Source organism: Streptomyces rubellus (assembly GCF_036323805.1).
GTDB lineage: Bacteria > Actinomycetota > Actinomycetes > Streptomycetales > Streptomycetaceae > Streptomyces.
This window is the reverse complement of record NZ_JAZDCX010000008.1, coordinates 157,383-173,366: the sequence shown is the minus strand read 5'-3', so window position 1 is coordinate 173,366 and position 15,984 is coordinate 157,383. Positions and strand designations below refer to the sequence as shown.

The window sequence follows — 15,984 nt, the reverse complement described above, 5'->3', positions numbered from 1 at the left end:
CCGCCGGCCGGGAGTCGTGAGCGGCATCGACGGCCGGGTCGTCAGCGACGGTCCTTCCGCCACGCCCGTGCGGCGCGGCAGGGGACCGGGCACGGCCGGTGCGTCCGTGGGCGGACGTGAACCGGTCGGCGGGCGCCGACGTGACATTTCACGGACAGCGCCGCAACCGCAGGAGAACACCGCAACACGGCACCCGCCGCCGTTCGGGCGCGTACTCGCCTCCCCGTTCACCGGTCACAGGCCTCTCCCCGTCGCACCGCATCCGCATGCGACACCGGGCAAGGGCCGCGGAACCGGTCCACCGGAACGGTGAGCACGTCCTCGTGAGGGCGGTGGGCCGGGTGACGACCCACCACTGAGCTGAGGACGACGATGAGCGAGAGCACCACCGGCGACAGCGCCGTTCCCGAGGCGGAGTCCGGCCCGGCGGCGGACGAGAGCGGCACGGGCACCCCCGAGACCCCCGAAGCCACCGACTCCCGGATCGCCGGTGCCGATGAGAACACCCCGCCCGTTCCCGACGAGATCCGCGAGGCGGCCAGGCTCGCCCCCGACCACTGGCTGGGCATGGTCGACCCCACCTGGTCGGGCGAGGGCGAGCCGCCGGAGTGGGCGACGGTCGGCCGCTGGCGCTCCAGCCCCGAGGGCGAGATCGTCGAGTGGCAGGACAACCCCGAGTACCGGCCCTCCCCCCGCGCCCTCGGCTGGCCCGAGCCGGAGGACGAGGTGGACCAGGCCGTGCAGCTGGCCGCCACCGGCTACGGCCCCGGCGAGGCGGTGACCAGGGAACTGGCCGACTACGAGGTGGCGGTCCTCACCGCCCCCGGCGGCGGCCTGCTGTCGGTCACCACCCCCGACGGCGCCGCGGCCGTCCCGCTCTACACCTCGCCGGTGTACCTGCACACCTCCGGCCGGTTCGGTTTCGAACTGATGCGGGTCGACAGGGAGTTTCTGGACCAGGTGCCCGAGGGCCACCTGCTGTACCTCAACCCCTCCGGTCCGGTTTCCATGACCCTGGAGACCGGACCGGTGCGCGAGGCCGTCGAGGGCACCGGAAGCACTGAAAGCACCGAGGAGACCGACGGGAGGTCCGACGAGGGGCCCGCCGGGAAGTCCGAGGAGACCGGCGGCCCGGCCGGGGAGGGGAGCCCGGCGCCCACCGCTCCCGCCGCGGCTCCCGTCCCGATGATCACCACCAGCTCCGACGTCCCCGCTGCCCCCGGCTCCGGCGCGCCCGACAGTGCCGGCGACGCCGAGGCCGGCACGGGTACGGAGGCCGACGACACCCGCGCGGACAACACCGCCGCCTCCGGAGGCGGTGACGGCGAGAACGAGGCCCTGGACGCCGCGGCCCAGGCACAGCGCATCCTCAGCGGCGACACCTCACAGGAGCGCAAGGCGTGAGCCGCTGGGCCTCGGTCTTCTCGCGCAGGAACGGCAGGTCCGGTCCGTCGCGCGGCACCTTCCCGGCGGACGGCGGCTCGCGGGAGGCGCCCGCGCCGCCGCTGGTGGAGGAGGTCGACGGCGTCCTGCTCCTGCGCTCCGTCGACGACGGCTTCCCCTCACTGGCCGAACTGGCCGAGGTCGCCCGTGCCGTCCATGCCGACGGCGACGCGGAGGACACCGCCACCGTGCTGGTCGGCGCGCCCCCGCAGGGCGGGGACGGCGGTGCCGGCCACTGGGGGCGGCTGGCCGCCCTGCTGGACACCCTGCGGGAGAAGGGCACCACCCGGGTACGCCTGGTGCTCTCCGGGGCCGGGCACGACCGCCCCGGGGCGCCGAGTGTGGCCCGCCGTATCGCAGACGCGTGGGAGATGGAGGTCATCGCCCCGGACGGGGCCGTGCTCATCACCCCTGGAGGCGTGCTGTTCGTGCAGGACGCCCCCCGGCCCGGCGGAGGCGGCTGGTGGCACTTCGCCCCCGGCACGGGACCTCGGCTGCTGGGGCTGCGCACCCCGGTGCCCGCCTGGCAGGACGCCTTCACCCGCCTGCCCGAGCGGACCTCGGGCGGCTGCGTGGTGCACCCGATCCCGGCCGGAGTGGCCGTACGCCCGGCCGAGGCTCCCCAGCCGGGCACCGGCGACCTGCCCTTCGCGGTCCCCGTCCACCCCCGGCGGCCCGTGGTGCTGGTCGGTGCCCCCTACGCGGAGGACGTGGCGGCCGAGGAGGTGGCGGCGGTGCTGGCGGCCCTGCCCGTCGCCCAGCGCTCCCAGGTCCGGCTGGTTCCCGGGGGCCGGCGCGACCTGCTACGGCTGGGCCAGTCGGTCGCCGACATGCTCGGCGGCGAGATCGAGGTCCTCACCGGGCTCCCGCTGGCCACCGGCGAGGCGGTGGCCGGGGGCACGGTCCGCCCGACCCTGATCGGCGCCGGCGGAGAGCTGACCTGGCAGCCACTGGTGACGGCCGTGATGTGCGCCCCGTCCGGCGCCGACGGCCGTCCGCCCGCGCCCCGGCCGTTGCACAGTGACTCGCCCCTGCCCGGTGTTCCGCTCACGGAGGAGGGCACCGTACGGCTGACCGACCGCTGGGCGGCGGCGCCGACCCGGGCCGGTGTGGCGGTGGTCCCCGTCGGCGCGCCGCCACCGCCGGTGGCCGCGCGCACGGTGGACCCCGACAGCCTCACCGTCGAACTCGGCGTGCGGGGCGAATCCCTGGACGAATCCCTGCTCCCGGCCCTGGCCCGGCTGCTGACCGACCTGGGTCCCCAACTGCGTGCCAGGGCGACCCTGGTGGTGTGCGGACGTCTGACCATGGGGGAGACGGCGCTGCGCGAACTGGCGGCCCGGCACCGGGTGGCCGGTATCCGCTACATCACGCATCTCGCCCTGTCCGGGCCGCGTCCGGCCGCCCCGGCGGCTGCTCCGGTCTCGCCGGCCCCGGTGCCGACCCAGAGCGCCGCGCGGCCCGGTCCGCGGACGCCTCCGCGTACCGACGGCCACCCCGCGGCGCAGACGATGGAGCGGACCGGACACGGGGAGCGGGACGGTGCGGCACGGCAGGAGGACACGGCCCCACCGGTGAACGCCGCCACAGTCTCCTCCGCCCTCTCCGTCCCGCCCACCATGTCCTCTCCAGCCCCCACCGAGGTCGCCGGAGCCGGAGCGGAGGAACCGCCGGCGCGTGGGAGCGCGCCGGTACGGTCCGCGGCACGGCCGGACTCGGGCGCGGCGACGGCGTCGGCCTCCTCGGCGCCCGCCGTGTCCACCACGCCCGCTCCCGCACGGAAGACCGCGGAGGGCACGGACGGGCCGGAGCCTGAGACCGGGCCCGTCCCGGTGGACGAGTCCCCGTCCGAACCGGAGCCGGAGCGGGAACCCGAACCGGAGCCGGAGCGGGAACCCGAACCGGCGTCCGGACCCGAACCGGCGTCCGGACCCGAGCCGGAACCAGTGCCCGCGCCGGACACCGAACCCGCTCCGGTGCGTACCCCCGGGCCCCGGCCCGAGTCCGAGCCCCGGCCCGAATCCAGGTCCGTCCCCGGGCACGGTTCCGCCCCACCGGCCCACCCGTCCGGGACGGCCCCCGGATCGGCGGCCCCGGCCATGTCCGCCCCGCTCGCCCCGGGACATGTCAGCAGTGCCGCCGAGCGCGCCGCCTTCCGTGCGCTGGCCGCCGGGGAGTGGGAGCGGCACAGTGCCGCCGTGGCCCGGTGGCTGACCCGGATGCCCGCGCTGCGCGGCCTGGAACTGGAGGCGGCCCGGGAGGACCTGATGGCCGTCCACGCCTACCTGACCGCCGAGGAGGACACGGCACTGCACCACGACGCGCTGGTCCGTGAGCTGCGCACCGGCGAGGAGAACCTGCTGCCGTACGCCGCATGCCTGGCGTCGGCCCTGCGCAGACTGCCCTCCTACCGGGGTGTGGTGGTGCGGGGCGCGGACGCTCCCGGCCACGACCCGGACCAGGGCACCCTGCTGGTGGAACCGGGTCCGGTCAGCGCGCTGGTGCTGCCCCGGAAGCAGCCCGACGGCCCTCCGGTGCGGTACGCCATCTGGTCGGTGACCGGCCGCAGGGTGCGGCACCTGCTGGACACCGCCGGCGGGACGCCGCAGCCGCAGGAGGAGATCGTCTTCACCCCGGGGACGGGGTTCCGCGTGCTGGACACCCGGGAGCTGCGCGGCTCGCGGGTGGTCCTGCTGCGGGAGTTGCCCGGTACCGCGGCCACCTGGATGGACAGCGTCGAGGAACTCGGCGCGCTGGACCGCTCGGCACTGGCCCGGCTGGAGAAGGCCCTGGAGGGGGAGGCCGACGCCGGGCGGGGCCCGCACTGGCCGCGGCGCTGCACCGGGCCGGTGGGGCCGGTCGGTTGAGAAGCGGCGTCCGCCGCCCGGAGGCGCTCCCGGCACCTCCGGAAGCCCCGCACCAGCGACAGCGACAGCGACAACGAGGAGAAGACACAGATGTCCGACCAGCACCGGCCGCAGGACGAGGAGCCGAGCCGTCCGGCGGCCGCCGAGGACGGGCAGGCAGTCCGCCGGGCGGTGGCGCTGCCGTCGGTGGCACAGGAGCCCCTGCAGGCACTCAGGCCCGCCATGCGGGGTGAGGCGACTGCCGCCGACGGGACGACCGCCGAGGGGACGGACCGGTCGGCGGCGCGGCGATCGCGGACCGCCTCCGGCACCGCCGCGGACGGTGACGCCGGCACCGCGGCGGCGCCTCGCGCACAGCCGGAGCCGACACCGGAACCTCGGCCGGACGGTCAGGACACCGCGTCCGCCACCGCCGTGGCCCGCCCCGGGGCCGCAGCCGATACCGACGCGGACACTGACACCGCCGCCGCGAGGAGCGCGAGGGGCGTCGGCGGTACGGCCGTCGCCGGTGCGGCCGGCCATGGTCCGGGTGCCGGTGGCGGCTCACCGGGGCGGCCGAAGAAGCCGATGCTGGCCGCGGCGGGTATCGCCGGTGCGGTGCTGATCTCCGTTCCGCTGCTGGTCATGGTCGGTGACGACTCCGACGAGGAGCCGGAGAAGAACAGGACCGCCACGGCCGCTGACTCCGAGGCCCTCTACGAACAGGGCCGGGAGCGGCCCATGCAGTCCTACGCGCCCCAGAGCCCCAAGACCGAGGAGAAGGGCAAGGGGAAGGGCGAGGAGGAGAAAGGGAAGAAGACGGACGGCAAGTCCGGCTCCGAGCCGGTGCGGCGGTCCTCTCCCTCTGCCGGATCTCCGAAGGCCACTCCGCAACGGGACACTTCCGCGGCGAAGAAGGCGCCGCCGCGGAAGACCGTGGCGCAGGAGAAGAGCATCACCGTCTACGCCTACCGGTTGGTCGGCGCGGACTCCGGCAAGTGCCTGAGCGCCGGGGCCCGTTCGGTGGGTGATCGGCTGACGATCCGGTCCTGCGGGACGGGTGAGGAGCAGTACTGGGCCTTCCATCCCGATGACACCGTCCGCAGCGGCAGCCTGTGCATGGCACTGGCCGACGGGTCCACCGAGGACGGTGCGGCGGTCCGGCTGGAGAAGTGCGACGGCTCGGACGCCCAGAAGTTCCGCCTCAACGCCGCTGATGACCTGGTCTCGCTGAAGGCCGGGAACAAGTGCGTGGACGTGGCCTGGGGCAAGGAGGAGGACGGCACACCGGTGCAGTTGTGGCCGTGTGGCGGCAGCGCCAACCAGACCTGGACGCGGGGCTGAGTCCCGGCTCCGCCGCCGGCCGCCGTATACCGCTGCCGCATGCCGTTTCAGCCGGTGGCCCGGCGCGGTGAACCCGCGGGATCGGTTCGTGATCCTGCTGTGTGGGTTTCCCGGGACCGCCGCCCACAGGACTGCCGGAGACAGCCGGGCGGGTCCGCCCGTCCGGTCCGGCCCGGAGAAGGATCCGGACACGGCCTTCTCCGGCGTATGCCCGTGGTGCCCGGTTCTGCGGAAAACCGTCTTCCGGACAGTCGGGAGACGGAGTACTGCCGACAGAGCGAGAGCTCCTAAGGAGAACGATTGATGTCAGGTCAGGAAAGGCCGGACGGCGGGGAATCCGCCCGTCCGGCCGCTGCCGCGGGCGGGCCACCGGTCCGCAGAGCGGTGGCGATGCCGTCGGTGGGGGAGGATTCGCTGCAGGCCCTGCGGCCTGCGGCACGGTCCTCCGGCACCGACGGGGAGAGGCGCCCGGAGGAGGTGACACGGCCGGAGGGCACTGCGGAGAACACCTCGGGGGCCTCCGCGGACACCGCGGCGACGGCGCCGCGGCCGCAGGCCGAGCCACCTGCCGACGCACAGGCCGACACGCGGAACGACGCACAGACCGGTGCGGCCGATACGCGCTCGCGAGCCGAGGGCGAGTCCCGGAGTGCCGGGGCCACCCGCGGCCTCACCGCGGTCGCGGGTGGTACCGCGGCCGCGGCGGGTGCGTCGGCCCGTGGTGGCAGTGGTGCGGCGGACGGTGCCGGCGACGGTTCGCCGGGCAGGCCGAAGAAGCCCATGCTGGCCGCGGCGGGAATCGCCGGCGCGGTGCTGATCTCCGTGCCGCTGCTGGTCATGGTCGGCGACGACTCCGAGGACCGGACCGAGCGGGAGCGGGTGTCCATAGCCGCCGACTCCAAGGGCCTGGGGGGAGAGCGGGAAGCGGAGACCGAGACGCTCTACGACGAGCGTCTGGAATCCTCGCCCCGCACCTACGCCCCCCAGAAGTCCGAGGAGGGCAGCGCCTCCGGACCCGGCTCCTCCACCGTGTCGACCCCGCCGAAGTCGGGGGAGCCGGATGTGGAGCAGCCGGTGACGGTGGTGAAGAAGGCGGCTCCGGGCGCGGTCCTGGTCGACCAGCGTGCCGGGGATCAGCAGGAGCCCGACACCGCCGCCCAGGAGCCGGCCGTGCCGGCGACACCGGAGACCGTCGCGAAGCGAGGGCTGTCGGTGCCGCTGATGACCGAGCCGGTCGAGCAGGAGCGGGAGCCGATGGTGCGTGTGGTGACCGTCGCTCCCACGATCGAGCCGGAGAAGCACAAGAAGGCGGTGAAGGCCGTCAAGGCGGCCGCTGCCGCCAAGGCCGGGGAGGACAAGGAGGAAGAGGAGAAGGGAGACGAGTTCGAGACCCTCGCCTCGCCCTCCGGTTCACCTTCCGCCTCGCCCTCCGGGGCGCCGGAGGAGAAGTCGGAGCCTGCTGTCGCCCTGATCCCCACCAAGAAGGAGATCAAGGCGCTCCACGACGGACGCGGGGTGGTACCCCCGGTCCGGACGGAGGAGACGGAGAAGCAGCGCAAGCCGGAGAAGTCGGAGGAGGAGCAGTCCCGCGAGTCTGCCGAGCTGGAGACAGGTCGCGCCGAGGCCAAGGCCCCGGTGCGGACGGATGCTCCGGACGGTTCGCGGGAGCAGGAGCAGGTGCAGGCGGTGGAGGGAACCACCGTCGAGAAGAAGGTCGTCACCGTCTACGCCTACCGGCTGGTCAGTGCCGACACGGGCAAGTGCCTGGTCACCACGGCCCGCTCGGTGGGCGGGGAGCTGGCGATCGCGCCTTGTGGGACGGGTGAGGAGCAGTACTGGGCCTTCCACCCCGACGACACCATCCGCAACGGCGAGCTGTGCATGGCTCTGGCCGGCGGTTCCATCGAGGACGGAACCGCCCTGAGGCTGGAGAACTGCAACGGCTCTGACGCGCAGAAGTTCCGCCTCAACGCCACCGAGGACCTGGTCTCGCTGAAGGCCGGGAACAAGTGCGCGGACGTGTGGTGGGGCAAGGAGGAAGACGGTACGCCGGTGAAGCTGTGGCCGTGCGTCGGTACCGCCAACCAGACCTGGACGCGGGGATAGCACCCGCGGCGGGCCGGGTGGTGTGCTCCGGCCGCGGCCGGAGCACACCGTCCTCCTGGTGAACCGGGCCCCCGGGGCCCTCTTCCGCCTCACCGCGGGAGGAGCCCCGGGGGTCCTTCGCGTTTCCGGCCTGGACGGTCCTGTCAGAGACGGGTGCGTGCCGGGAAACGGTCCGGCGGCTCGGCGCGGCCGTGGGCGCGGGACCGCGGGGGTACCGGCACGGGCGACGACTCCTCCAGGGCCCGGCGCGCGGTGTGGGCGTCGGTGACGAGGCCGGTGAGGAGACCGGACCGGAGCACCGCCAGCACCGCCCGGGCCTTGTGCCGGCCGCCGGCGACACCGATGACGCGGGGGACACCGCGCAACTGCCCGGCGGAGATGGCGACGGTGCGCTCGTCCAGGCCGGCGCCGACGAGCCCGCCCTCGGCGTCGAAGAGATGGGAGGCCATCTCGGCGACGGTGCCCAGGGCGGCGCAGCGGTCCCGCTCGTCCTCCTCCAGGGCGTCGTGGACGGTGGACAGCCCCGGCCCCCAGGCGCCGATGGCGACCACCGCGGTGGTGACGGTGGGGAAGCGGCCCAGGACGGCGGCTATGCCGGGCTGGTGGCGCAGGACGTGCGCGGTCAGGGCGTTGGGCAGGACCAGGGGGACGTACAGGGGGTGGGCGGGGCCCTGCGCGAGGGCGGCGGCGCGGTGGACGGCGCGGACGGTCTGGTCGTTGATGGCGGTGGGCGGGTGGACCCCTGTGATCTGGACCACCGTGCACGGCGGCAGCCGGGTGAGGGCGTGGGTGACGGCCGTCACCGCCCGGCCCCAGGCCAGCCCCAGGACGTCGTCCTCGCCCAGCAGGTCGGTGACCAGCCGCGCGGCGGGCTGGGCGAGCAGGTCGGTGAACGGTTCGGGGCCGCCCGGGTCGGTGCCGGGCGGATTGACGACGACGGCGTGCTCCAGCCCGAAGCGTTCGCACAGCGCCGCGGCGAGACGGGGATCGGTGTCGGTGGGGAAGGCGATGTCGATGCGGACGATGCCGCGGGCGTGGGCGAGCTCCAGAAGGCGCGCGACCTTGAACCGGCTGACGCCCAGTTCCTGGGCGATCTCCACCTTGGAGGCGTGGTCCAGGTAGAAGCGCCTGGCGGCGGTGGCGGCCAGCAGCAACTCGTCGTGGGAGGTCTCGGCCGGTTCGCCGGGTGCGGGCGGGACCGTCGCCCGGGCCCGTCTGGTGTCGTGCTCGCTCATGTCCGTCCGGGAGTGTGGCCTGTGGGATTCACATCGGTACGGAAGGAAGGCCGGAGCCTACCCTTCTGCCTCGTACGACGACCGTTCGGAGCCGTGGGTTCATCTGCCGCGCGGACGAGATGGACGAACTCCCGGCCCCGCGCCTGCCCCGCCGCGGCCGGACCCGGTCACAGCCGCCAGGCGCGTATGCGGTCGGCGACCCGGTAGACACTCGCCTTGCGGTCCCGGATGTCGCGGACGAGTTCCACCAGCGCTCCGTACGGAGGGTCGATCCCCTCACCGCAGGCGTGCATGTAGGCGACCGCGGCCTGGCAGGCGTACAGGCTGTTGCGGTAGGGCAGCGGCTCCAGCCGCACCAGGGTGTGCAGCAGGGAGGCCGCGCGCCAGGCCGCGTCGGGGTCGGTGGCGTCCGGATGGGGGATGCGGGTGCGGTGGCGGGCGACGGCGGCGACCAGCGCGGAGTAGTCGGCCACCGACAGGTCCTCGGGGACGGCCTTCTCCTGGACGTCCAGCAGCCAGGAGACGTCGACGTACAGCGGGGGCATCAGGCTGCTTCGGCTTCCCGGCCGCCGTGGCGGACCGGCGGGACCTCGTCCGGGAACGCCTCGTCGAACTCCGTCCGGTGCTCGTCGCCCCAGGTGAGCGCGTAGCCGACGAACTGCAGACGCTGTTTCTCGCGCAGCGGCAGGTCGTGGACGTACTGCTTGAGGGACTTTCCCTCGGCGGCGGCGGCGGCGCGGACCGCCTCCAGCTCTTCCTCGGTGAAGGTGATGTTCAGCGACGGCATACCCTGCATGGTACCTAGTAGGTACCGGCCGTGCCAGTGAGAGGGTGCCGTGCACCGGACGCGGGCCCGTGCCCGCTCCGGCGCGCCGTGGCACGGGCCCGCCGGGGGCTCGCCGCGGGCGGCCGGGATCGCCGCCGTCCCGGGCTCCAACTCCATGTGCTGACCGGTCAGTTGGAAAGGTGTGAGACACAACTGGACGGTTTTGGCAAGTCTGTTCTCCCCGGCCGAAGATCAATACTCTGGGTCCACGGCCTGTCACCTCATCGAGGAGTTCCGCCTTGACCACCGCGCAGCAGATCCCCGACATACTCTCGTCCGAATTCGCTGCCGACCCCTACACCGCCTACCGGGTGATGCGGAAGGACGCGCCGCTCATCTGGCACGAGGCGACCCGCAGCTACATCATCTCCCGCTACGAGGACGTGGCGGCGGCCTTCAAGGACGGCGCGACCTTCACCACCGACAACTACGAGTGGCAGATCGAGCCGGTCCACGGGAAGACGATCCTGCAGCTGAGCGGACGCGAGCACGCGGTGCGCCGGGCGCTGGTGGCACCCGCCTTCCGGGGCAGCGACCTGCGGGAGAAGTTCCTCCCGGTGATCGAGCGCAACGCGCGCGAACTGATCGACGGCTTCCGCCACACCGGCTCGGTGGACCTGGTCGACGCCTTCGCCACCCGCTTCCCGGTGAACGTCATCGCCGACATGCTGGGACTGGACAAGGCCGACCACGACAGGTTCCACCGCTGGTACACCTCGGTGATCGCCTTCCTCGGCAACCTCTCCGGCGACCCGGAGGTGGCGGCGGACGGCGAGCGGACCAGGGTGGAGTTCGCCGAGTACATGATCCCGATCATCCGGCAGCGCCGGGAGAACCTGGGGGACGACCTGCTGTCCACGCTGTGCGTCGCCGAGGTCGACGGCGTGCGGATGAGCGACGAGGACATCAAGGCGTTCTGCAGCCTGCTGCTGGCCGCCGGCGGGGAGACCACCGACAAGGCCATCGCCGCCCTGTTCGCCAACCTGCTCGCCCATCCCGACCAGCTGGCCGCCGTGCGGGCCGACCGCTCCCTGATCGACCGGGCGTTCGCCGAGACCCTGCGCTACACGCCGCCGGTCCACATGATCATGCGGCAGACGGCGCGGGAGGTGACCGTCAGCGGCGGCACCATCCCCGCGGGGGCGACCGTCACCTGCCTGATCGGGGCCGCCAACCGCGACCCCGACCGCTACCGCGACCCGGACACCTTCGACATCTTCCGGGACGACCTGAACACCACCACCGCGTTCTCCGCGGCGGCCGACCACCTGGCCTTCGCCCTGGGGCGGCATTTCTGCGTCGGCGCGCTGCTGGCCAAGACCGAGGTGGAGATCGGCGTCAACCAGCTGCTGGACGCCATGCCCGACGTACGGCCGGCCGACGGTGCCGAGTTCGTCGAGGACGGCGTCTTCACCCGCGGGCCGAAGGCCGTGCGGGTGACGTTCACCCCCGCCGGCTGACCGGACGCAGGCCGGAGGCTGTCGCCGCGGGACCGCGGTCCCGCGGCGACGGTGGTCAGGACGGCGGTCACTGCACCACCGGGGTGAAGGCCACCGGCAGGGCGGTCAGGCCCCGCATCCAGACCGACGGCCGCCAGGCCAGCTCCTCGGGCTCCACGGCCAGCACGATGTCCGGCAGCCGCTCCAGCAGCGTCTCCACGGCGGTGCGGGCGATGACGTCGGCCAGCTGGGGCGCGGGGAAGGGGCAGCGGTGCTCACCGTTGCTGAAACTCAGATGGGCCGAGTTGACCTGGGCGCCGACATGCCCCTCGGGCCAGATCTGCGGATCGGTGTTGGCCGCGGCCAGCCCCAGCACCACGCAGTCGCCGGCCCTGATCTGACGGCCGCCGAGCTGGATGTCGCGCACCGCCCAGCGGCCGATGAAGTTCTGGGTGGGGGTGTCCAGCCACAGCACCTCGTTGAGGGCCTGCCCCACGCTCACCCGGCCCCCGGAGACGTTGAGGGCGAACCGGTCGTCGGTGAGCAGCAGCCGCAGGGTGTTGCCGATCCAGTTGCCGGTCGGCTGCTGCGCGGCGGCGATGACGGAGATCAGGTCCTGGACGATCTCCTCGTCCGTCAGCCCCGCCGGATTGTTGATCATGCGGGAGGTGACGTCCGGGCCGGGGGAGCGGCGCTTGTCCGCCACCAGCTGCTGGATGCGCCCCTGGACACGGACGTAGGCGGCGACCGGGTCGTCGCCCTCCGCGGCGTCCAGGGACATCCGCAGATCCTCCACCAGCGCCTCGGTGTCGGCGCCGTCGAGCGGCATGCCGCACATCTGGACCGCCGCGCGCATCGGCAGGGCATGGGCGTAGGAGGACATCAGCTCCGCCTGCCCGCTGCCGGCGAACCGGTCGACCAGCTGGTCGGCGATCCGCTGGCAGTGCTGGGACAGCTCCAGCTGGTCGACCCCCTCCAGGGCGTCGCTGATGACGCCCGCCCGGCGCTGGTGCTCGGCGCCCTCGGTGAACAGCACGGACGGCTGGTAGCCGACGTACGGCAGCAGCGGCCAGTCGGCGGGGATGTTGGGCCACTGGTTCCAGCGCCGCGAGTCGCGCGCGAACAGCTCGTCGTGGCTGGTGACGTAGGAGACCTCGGCGTAGCCCAGCACCAGCCAGGCGGGGATGTCGCCCTCCAGCAGCACGGGGGCGACAGCGCCGTGCTTCCGGCGCAGCTCCCGGTACAGCTCGAAGGGCGTCTGCTGGTACTGCAGGCCGCTCAGGGCCACGGCGTCGGGATGCGCTGCGGGGCAGGCCGGGGCCGCGGCGCCGTCCGGCGCGCGGTTCGGGACGGAGGTGTCGGTCATGGGGTCAGCTCCCGTGCCAGCGCCTGCTGGTAGAGGTGGTCGACAAGGGTGATCAGCACGTTCTTGCCCGACTCGCGGACCCGGGCGTCGCAGTCGACCAGGGGGATGTCCTCCGACAGGTCCAGTGCCTGACGGATCTCCGCGAGCGAGAAGCGCGCGGTGTCGTCGTCGAACCGGTTGACGGCCACCACGAACGGGGTCCGGTGGTGCTCCAGCCGGTCGATGGCGTACCAGGAGTCGGCCATCCGCCGGGTGTCGACCAGCACCACCGCGCCGAGCGTTCCGGAGAACAGCCGGTCCCACAGGAACCAGAAGCGCTCCTGGCCGGGCGCCCCGAACAGGTACAGCACCGTGCGCTCGTTCAGGCTGATGCGGCCGAAGTCGAAGGCGACCGTGGTGGTGTGCTTGCCCCGCAGCCCCGCGGTGTCGTCCACCCCGGCGCCGGCCTGGGTCATCACCTCCTCGGTGTTCAGGGGCCGGATCTCGCTGACGGACCGCACCAGCGTCGTCTTGCCGACGCCGAACCCTCCCACGACGACGATCTTCAGTCCGGTCTCGGCGGCGTCCGCGAGCGGTGTGCGGGCCGCCGGGACCTCAGAGGTTGCGGAGTCCAATGAGCACCTCCTTCAGCAGGGCGGAGTCGGGCGTGTCGCCGTGCTCCGCGGCCGGGCGCGGGTTCCGCGCGGTGACGCGCCCGGCGGTGAGCAGATCGCCGAGCAGGATCTTCACCACGGTGATGGGCAGTTGCAGGTCCGCGGCGATCTCGACCACCGCGGTGGGGTGGCGGCACAGTTCCAGGATCCGGGTGTGCTCGGACTGCATGCCCTCCGTCGGCCGGCACTCGCTGACGATGAGCGTGACCAGGTCCAGCCGGACGTCCCCGGCATGGCTGCGCCCGCCGGTGACGGTGTAGAGCCGGTGGGGGTCCCCGGTGTCGACGGGTTTGCGGATCACGACGGGACACCGTCCTGGGTCGGCTTGCGGGGCTCCGCGCGCAGATGGTCGCCGATCTGCTCGACCGCCTCGTCCATGTGGTGGCCCACCACGCCCGGGTCCGCGGTGTCGTCGGCCACGACGGCCAGGTGGGCTCCCTGGCCCGCCTCGACGATGAACAGCAGGCCGCCGTGGAACTCCGTCATCGAGTGCCGTACGCCCCCGGTCCCGTCGCCGAACTCCACCGAGGCGCCCTGGGCCAGGGCCTGTATGCCGGAGGAGATGGCCGAGAGCTGGTCCGCCTGGTCCAGGGACAGGCTGCCGGTCCAGCACAGTTTGAGGCCGTCGCGGGAGAGCACCAGGGCGTGTCGCGTCCCGGGAGTGCGCTGCAGCAGGCTCTCGAGAAACCAGGTCAGGCTGTTGTCGGTGGTCTCCATGATCTGCATCGGGCCAGTTCGGGCCGTCCGGCCCGTCACTCGGCCCGTGCCTCCAATCTCACGGTCTTACAAAAGGGGGAGGGATAGGGTGCCCGCCGCGGTGGGGGCGTCCCGGAGACGGCGCGGACGCGCGTCTACTCGGAGTCCTGCTCGAAGCCGGTACCGGAGTCGGTCCCGGAACCCGGCTCGGGGCGTCTGGCCCGGTGGAACGCCCCGAAGCGCGCTCCGGTGTCCCTGGCGGGACGCTCCCGTTCCCGGGCGGCGCCTGCCTCGGCAGCTCTCTCGCGGACGCGGTCGGCGCGGGCCATGGTGCGGCCCCGGGGCCGCACCGGCAGCCCGTGGGCGGTCTCCCCGGCCGCGTCGGCCGGGGCGGCGACGGCCGGAGCGGCGGGCTCGGGCTCGGCCGGCACGGCGGCGGTCTCCGGCGGCGCCGGGGAGGCCGGAAGGGCGGTCGAGGCGGGGACCTCGACGCGCTGCTGGGCCAGCAGGTGCGGCGGCAGCAGCACCACGACACCGGTGCCGCCCCGGGAGGACGGCCGGTAGCTCACGGAGATGTCGTACTTGTCGGCCAGCAGGCCCACGACGGCCAGGCCCAGCCGGGTGCCCTGCAGGGAGGACAGGTCGGTGGACCTGCCGGACACGGCCTCCTCGGCGCGGCGCATCGCCGCGTCCGACATCCGCAGTCCGCTGTCCTCGATGGTCACCACGATGCCCGCGGTGCGCTCCTCGACGTACACGTTGACCTCGTCGATGGGCGGGGAGAAGTTCGCCGCGTTGTCGACGAGCTCCGCGAGCAGGTGCATCACGCCCTCGGCGGCGAAACCGGCGATCGCCGCGCCGCTTGCGCAGTGCATGCGGACCCGCCGGTAGGCGGCGATCCGCCCCACCGAGCCGCGCAGGATGTTCTCCATCACGATCGGCTTGTTCCACGCCCGGCTGGCCCGTCCGCCCATCAGCAGGGCCAGCCGGTCGGTGAGCAGGCCGATCTGCGAGGTGCTGTGGTCGAGCCTGAGCAGGTCGCCGAGCATCTCCTCGCCGTGGCGCTCCTGCATCTCGCGCAGGTCCGCCAGCATGCTCACGGCCGCGGCCTGCACCCGGCTGAGCGCCTTGGCGCCGGCCACCCGGGCGGCGGCGGACCGCCGCTCACTGGTCGCGTACTCCCGGACCACGAACTCCGCCAGCGCGCCCAGCCGTTCCGCGGCCGGCCGCGGCAGATCCGCCAGGACCGTGTCGGCCGAGGCCCCCGCACGCAGCCGCTCGAAGGCCTCCGGGAGGGTCTTCGCGACGAGGTGGTCGACGCCCTCCGCCAGATGCGCGGCCTGCCGTACGACCTCGTCGCGTTCCGCCTGCGCGGCCTGCCGCTGTCCGACGCCGGCGGCCACCTCCTCGGCGAAGACGCGGAGTACCTGCCGCAGCTGGACGCCGTCCGGGGCGGGGACCGCCGCCAGCGCCTCCTCGGCGCGCGCCCCGGCCCGCAGGCGGTTGGCGACCGCCGGCAGGCTGACGTTGACCAGGTGCGCGGCCTGCGCCGAGGTCCGGTCCACCTGCTGCCGCAGCGCGTCGAGTTCACCGGCCGCCGTGGTGGAGGAGGCGCGCAGCCTCCGCACCGACAGCGCGGTGACGAGGACGGCCACCGCGGTGATCAGGCCGGCGGCGGCCGCGGTGCCCAGCACCCAGGGACGTGCGTCGTCCGGGGCCGCCGCGGTGACGGCGCCGCCGGCCGCCGCGAGCACGGCCAGGCAGATGACGGACACGGCAAGGGGCAGACGCCCCCCGGGCGCTCGGTGCGGGCTGGGGGCGGCGGGCTGTGACATCGCGCATTCCCTGTGGCTGTGTGGGGTGAGTGATGTGGGTCGGAAGACGCGCAACGCCTCAAAGTCCTTCTGGGGAAAGGGCGTTGCTCGCTCACACCGTTGGTGCCGTCATACTAGTCATGACTGGTGGGGCGTGTGTGCGGTTGCCCGTACAAGTGATCACTCGGATCGTCGGAGCAGGTCACCCGCCTGCCG

General features: G+C 73.7%; 13 protein-coding genes. 5 read left to right on the top strand and 8 right to left on the bottom strand.

Features of this window, described 5'->3' with window-relative positions:
* The first annotated feature begins 372 nt into the window (after positions 1-372).
* The 4 genes from V1L54_RS11960 to V1L54_RS11945 all read left to right on the top strand — a co-directional run bounded on the left by V1L54_RS11960 (position 373) and on the right by V1L54_RS11945 (position 7,739).
* On the top strand, positions 373-1,404 hold the full coding sequence (locus V1L54_RS11960) for a type VII secretion system-associated protein (protein ID WP_330117919.1): 1,032 nt from the start codon (positions 373-375) through the stop codon (positions 1,402-1,404).
* Entirely contained in the window at positions 1,401-4,310 is a 2,910-nt protein-coding gene (locus V1L54_RS11955; protein ID WP_330117918.1) for a hypothetical protein, read from the top strand. Before V1L54_RS11960 ends, V1L54_RS11955 begins: the two co-directional genes overlap by 4 nt.
* Positions 4,311-4,400: 90 nt before the next feature.
* Positions 4,401-5,633 carry a ricin-type beta-trefoil lectin domain protein gene (locus V1L54_RS11950; RefSeq protein ID WP_330117917.1) on the top strand — a complete coding sequence of 411 codons (1,233 nt, stop codon included), beginning with the start codon at positions 4,401-4,403 and terminating at the stop codon, positions 5,631-5,633.
* A 780-nt stretch (positions 5,634-6,413) separates the two neighbouring features.
* Complete coding sequence (locus tag V1L54_RS11945; protein WP_330117916.1) at positions 6,414-7,739, top strand: RICIN domain-containing protein; 1,326 nt, start codon at positions 6,414-6,416, stop codon at positions 7,737-7,739.
* Between the two features lie 143 nt (positions 7,740-7,882).
* Here V1L54_RS11945 and V1L54_RS11940 read toward each other — a convergent pair whose 3' ends face one another.
* The 3 genes from V1L54_RS11940 to V1L54_RS11930 form a co-directional block, all read right to left on the bottom strand.
* Positions 7,883-8,974 carry a sugar-binding transcriptional regulator gene (locus V1L54_RS11940; RefSeq protein WP_330117915.1) on the bottom strand — a complete coding sequence of 364 codons (1,092 nt, stop codon included), beginning with the start codon at positions 8,972-8,974 and terminating at the stop codon, positions 7,883-7,885.
* Between the two features lie 167 nt (positions 8,975-9,141).
* Positions 9,142-9,519 carry a toxin Doc gene (locus V1L54_RS11935; protein ID WP_330117914.1) on the bottom strand — a complete coding sequence of 126 codons (378 nt, stop codon included), beginning with the start codon at positions 9,517-9,519 and terminating at the stop codon, positions 9,142-9,144.
* The gene (locus V1L54_RS11930; protein WP_100201457.1) at positions 9,519-9,761 is read right to left on the bottom strand and encodes a type II TA system antitoxin, ParD family; all 243 of its coding nucleotides are present in this window, start codon (positions 9,759-9,761) and stop codon (positions 9,519-9,521) included. The genes V1L54_RS11935 and V1L54_RS11930 overlap by 1 nt, the downstream gene beginning before the upstream one ends.
* A 278-nt stretch (positions 9,762-10,039) precedes the next feature.
* Here V1L54_RS11930 and V1L54_RS11925 point away from each other — a divergent pair, with 278 nt between their 5' ends.
* On the top strand, positions 10,040-11,260 hold the full coding sequence (locus tag V1L54_RS11925) for a cytochrome P450 (protein ID WP_330117913.1): 1,221 nt from the start codon (positions 10,040-10,042) through the stop codon (positions 11,258-11,260).
* Between the two features lie 67 nt (positions 11,261-11,327).
* On the opposite strand, the gene V1L54_RS11920 is transcribed toward V1L54_RS11925, so the two are convergent.
* The 5 genes from V1L54_RS11920 to V1L54_RS11900 all read right to left on the bottom strand — a co-directional run bounded on the left by V1L54_RS11920 (position 11,328) and on the right by V1L54_RS11900 (position 15,729).
* Positions 11,328-12,605, bottom strand: a complete 1,278-nt coding sequence (locus tag V1L54_RS11920; protein WP_330117912.1) for a cytochrome P450 — start codon at positions 12,603-12,605, stop codon at positions 11,328-11,330.
* Entirely contained in the window at positions 12,602-13,219 is a 618-nt protein-coding gene (locus tag V1L54_RS11915; RefSeq protein WP_330117911.1) for a GTP-binding protein, read from the bottom strand. Before V1L54_RS11915 ends, V1L54_RS11920 begins: the two co-directional genes overlap by 4 nt.
* Positions 13,200-13,559 (bottom strand): DUF742 domain-containing protein, encoded by a 360-nt coding sequence (locus V1L54_RS11910; RefSeq protein ID WP_330117910.1) that lies wholly within the window; start codon positions 13,557-13,559, stop codon positions 13,200-13,202. Before V1L54_RS11910 ends, V1L54_RS11915 begins: the two co-directional genes overlap by 20 nt.
* Positions 13,556-13,975, bottom strand: coding sequence for a roadblock/LC7 domain-containing protein (locus V1L54_RS11905; RefSeq protein ID WP_330117909.1), 420 nt, complete (start codon positions 13,973-13,975; stop codon positions 13,556-13,558). The genes V1L54_RS11910 and V1L54_RS11905 overlap by 4 nt, the downstream gene beginning before the upstream one ends.
* A 134-nt stretch (positions 13,976-14,109) precedes the next feature.
* Positions 14,110-15,729: a sensor histidine kinase gene (locus V1L54_RS11900; protein WP_443076595.1), complete on the bottom strand. Its 1,620-nt coding sequence runs from the start codon at positions 15,727-15,729 to the stop codon at positions 14,110-14,112.
* Positions 15,730-15,984 lie beyond the last annotated feature (255 nt).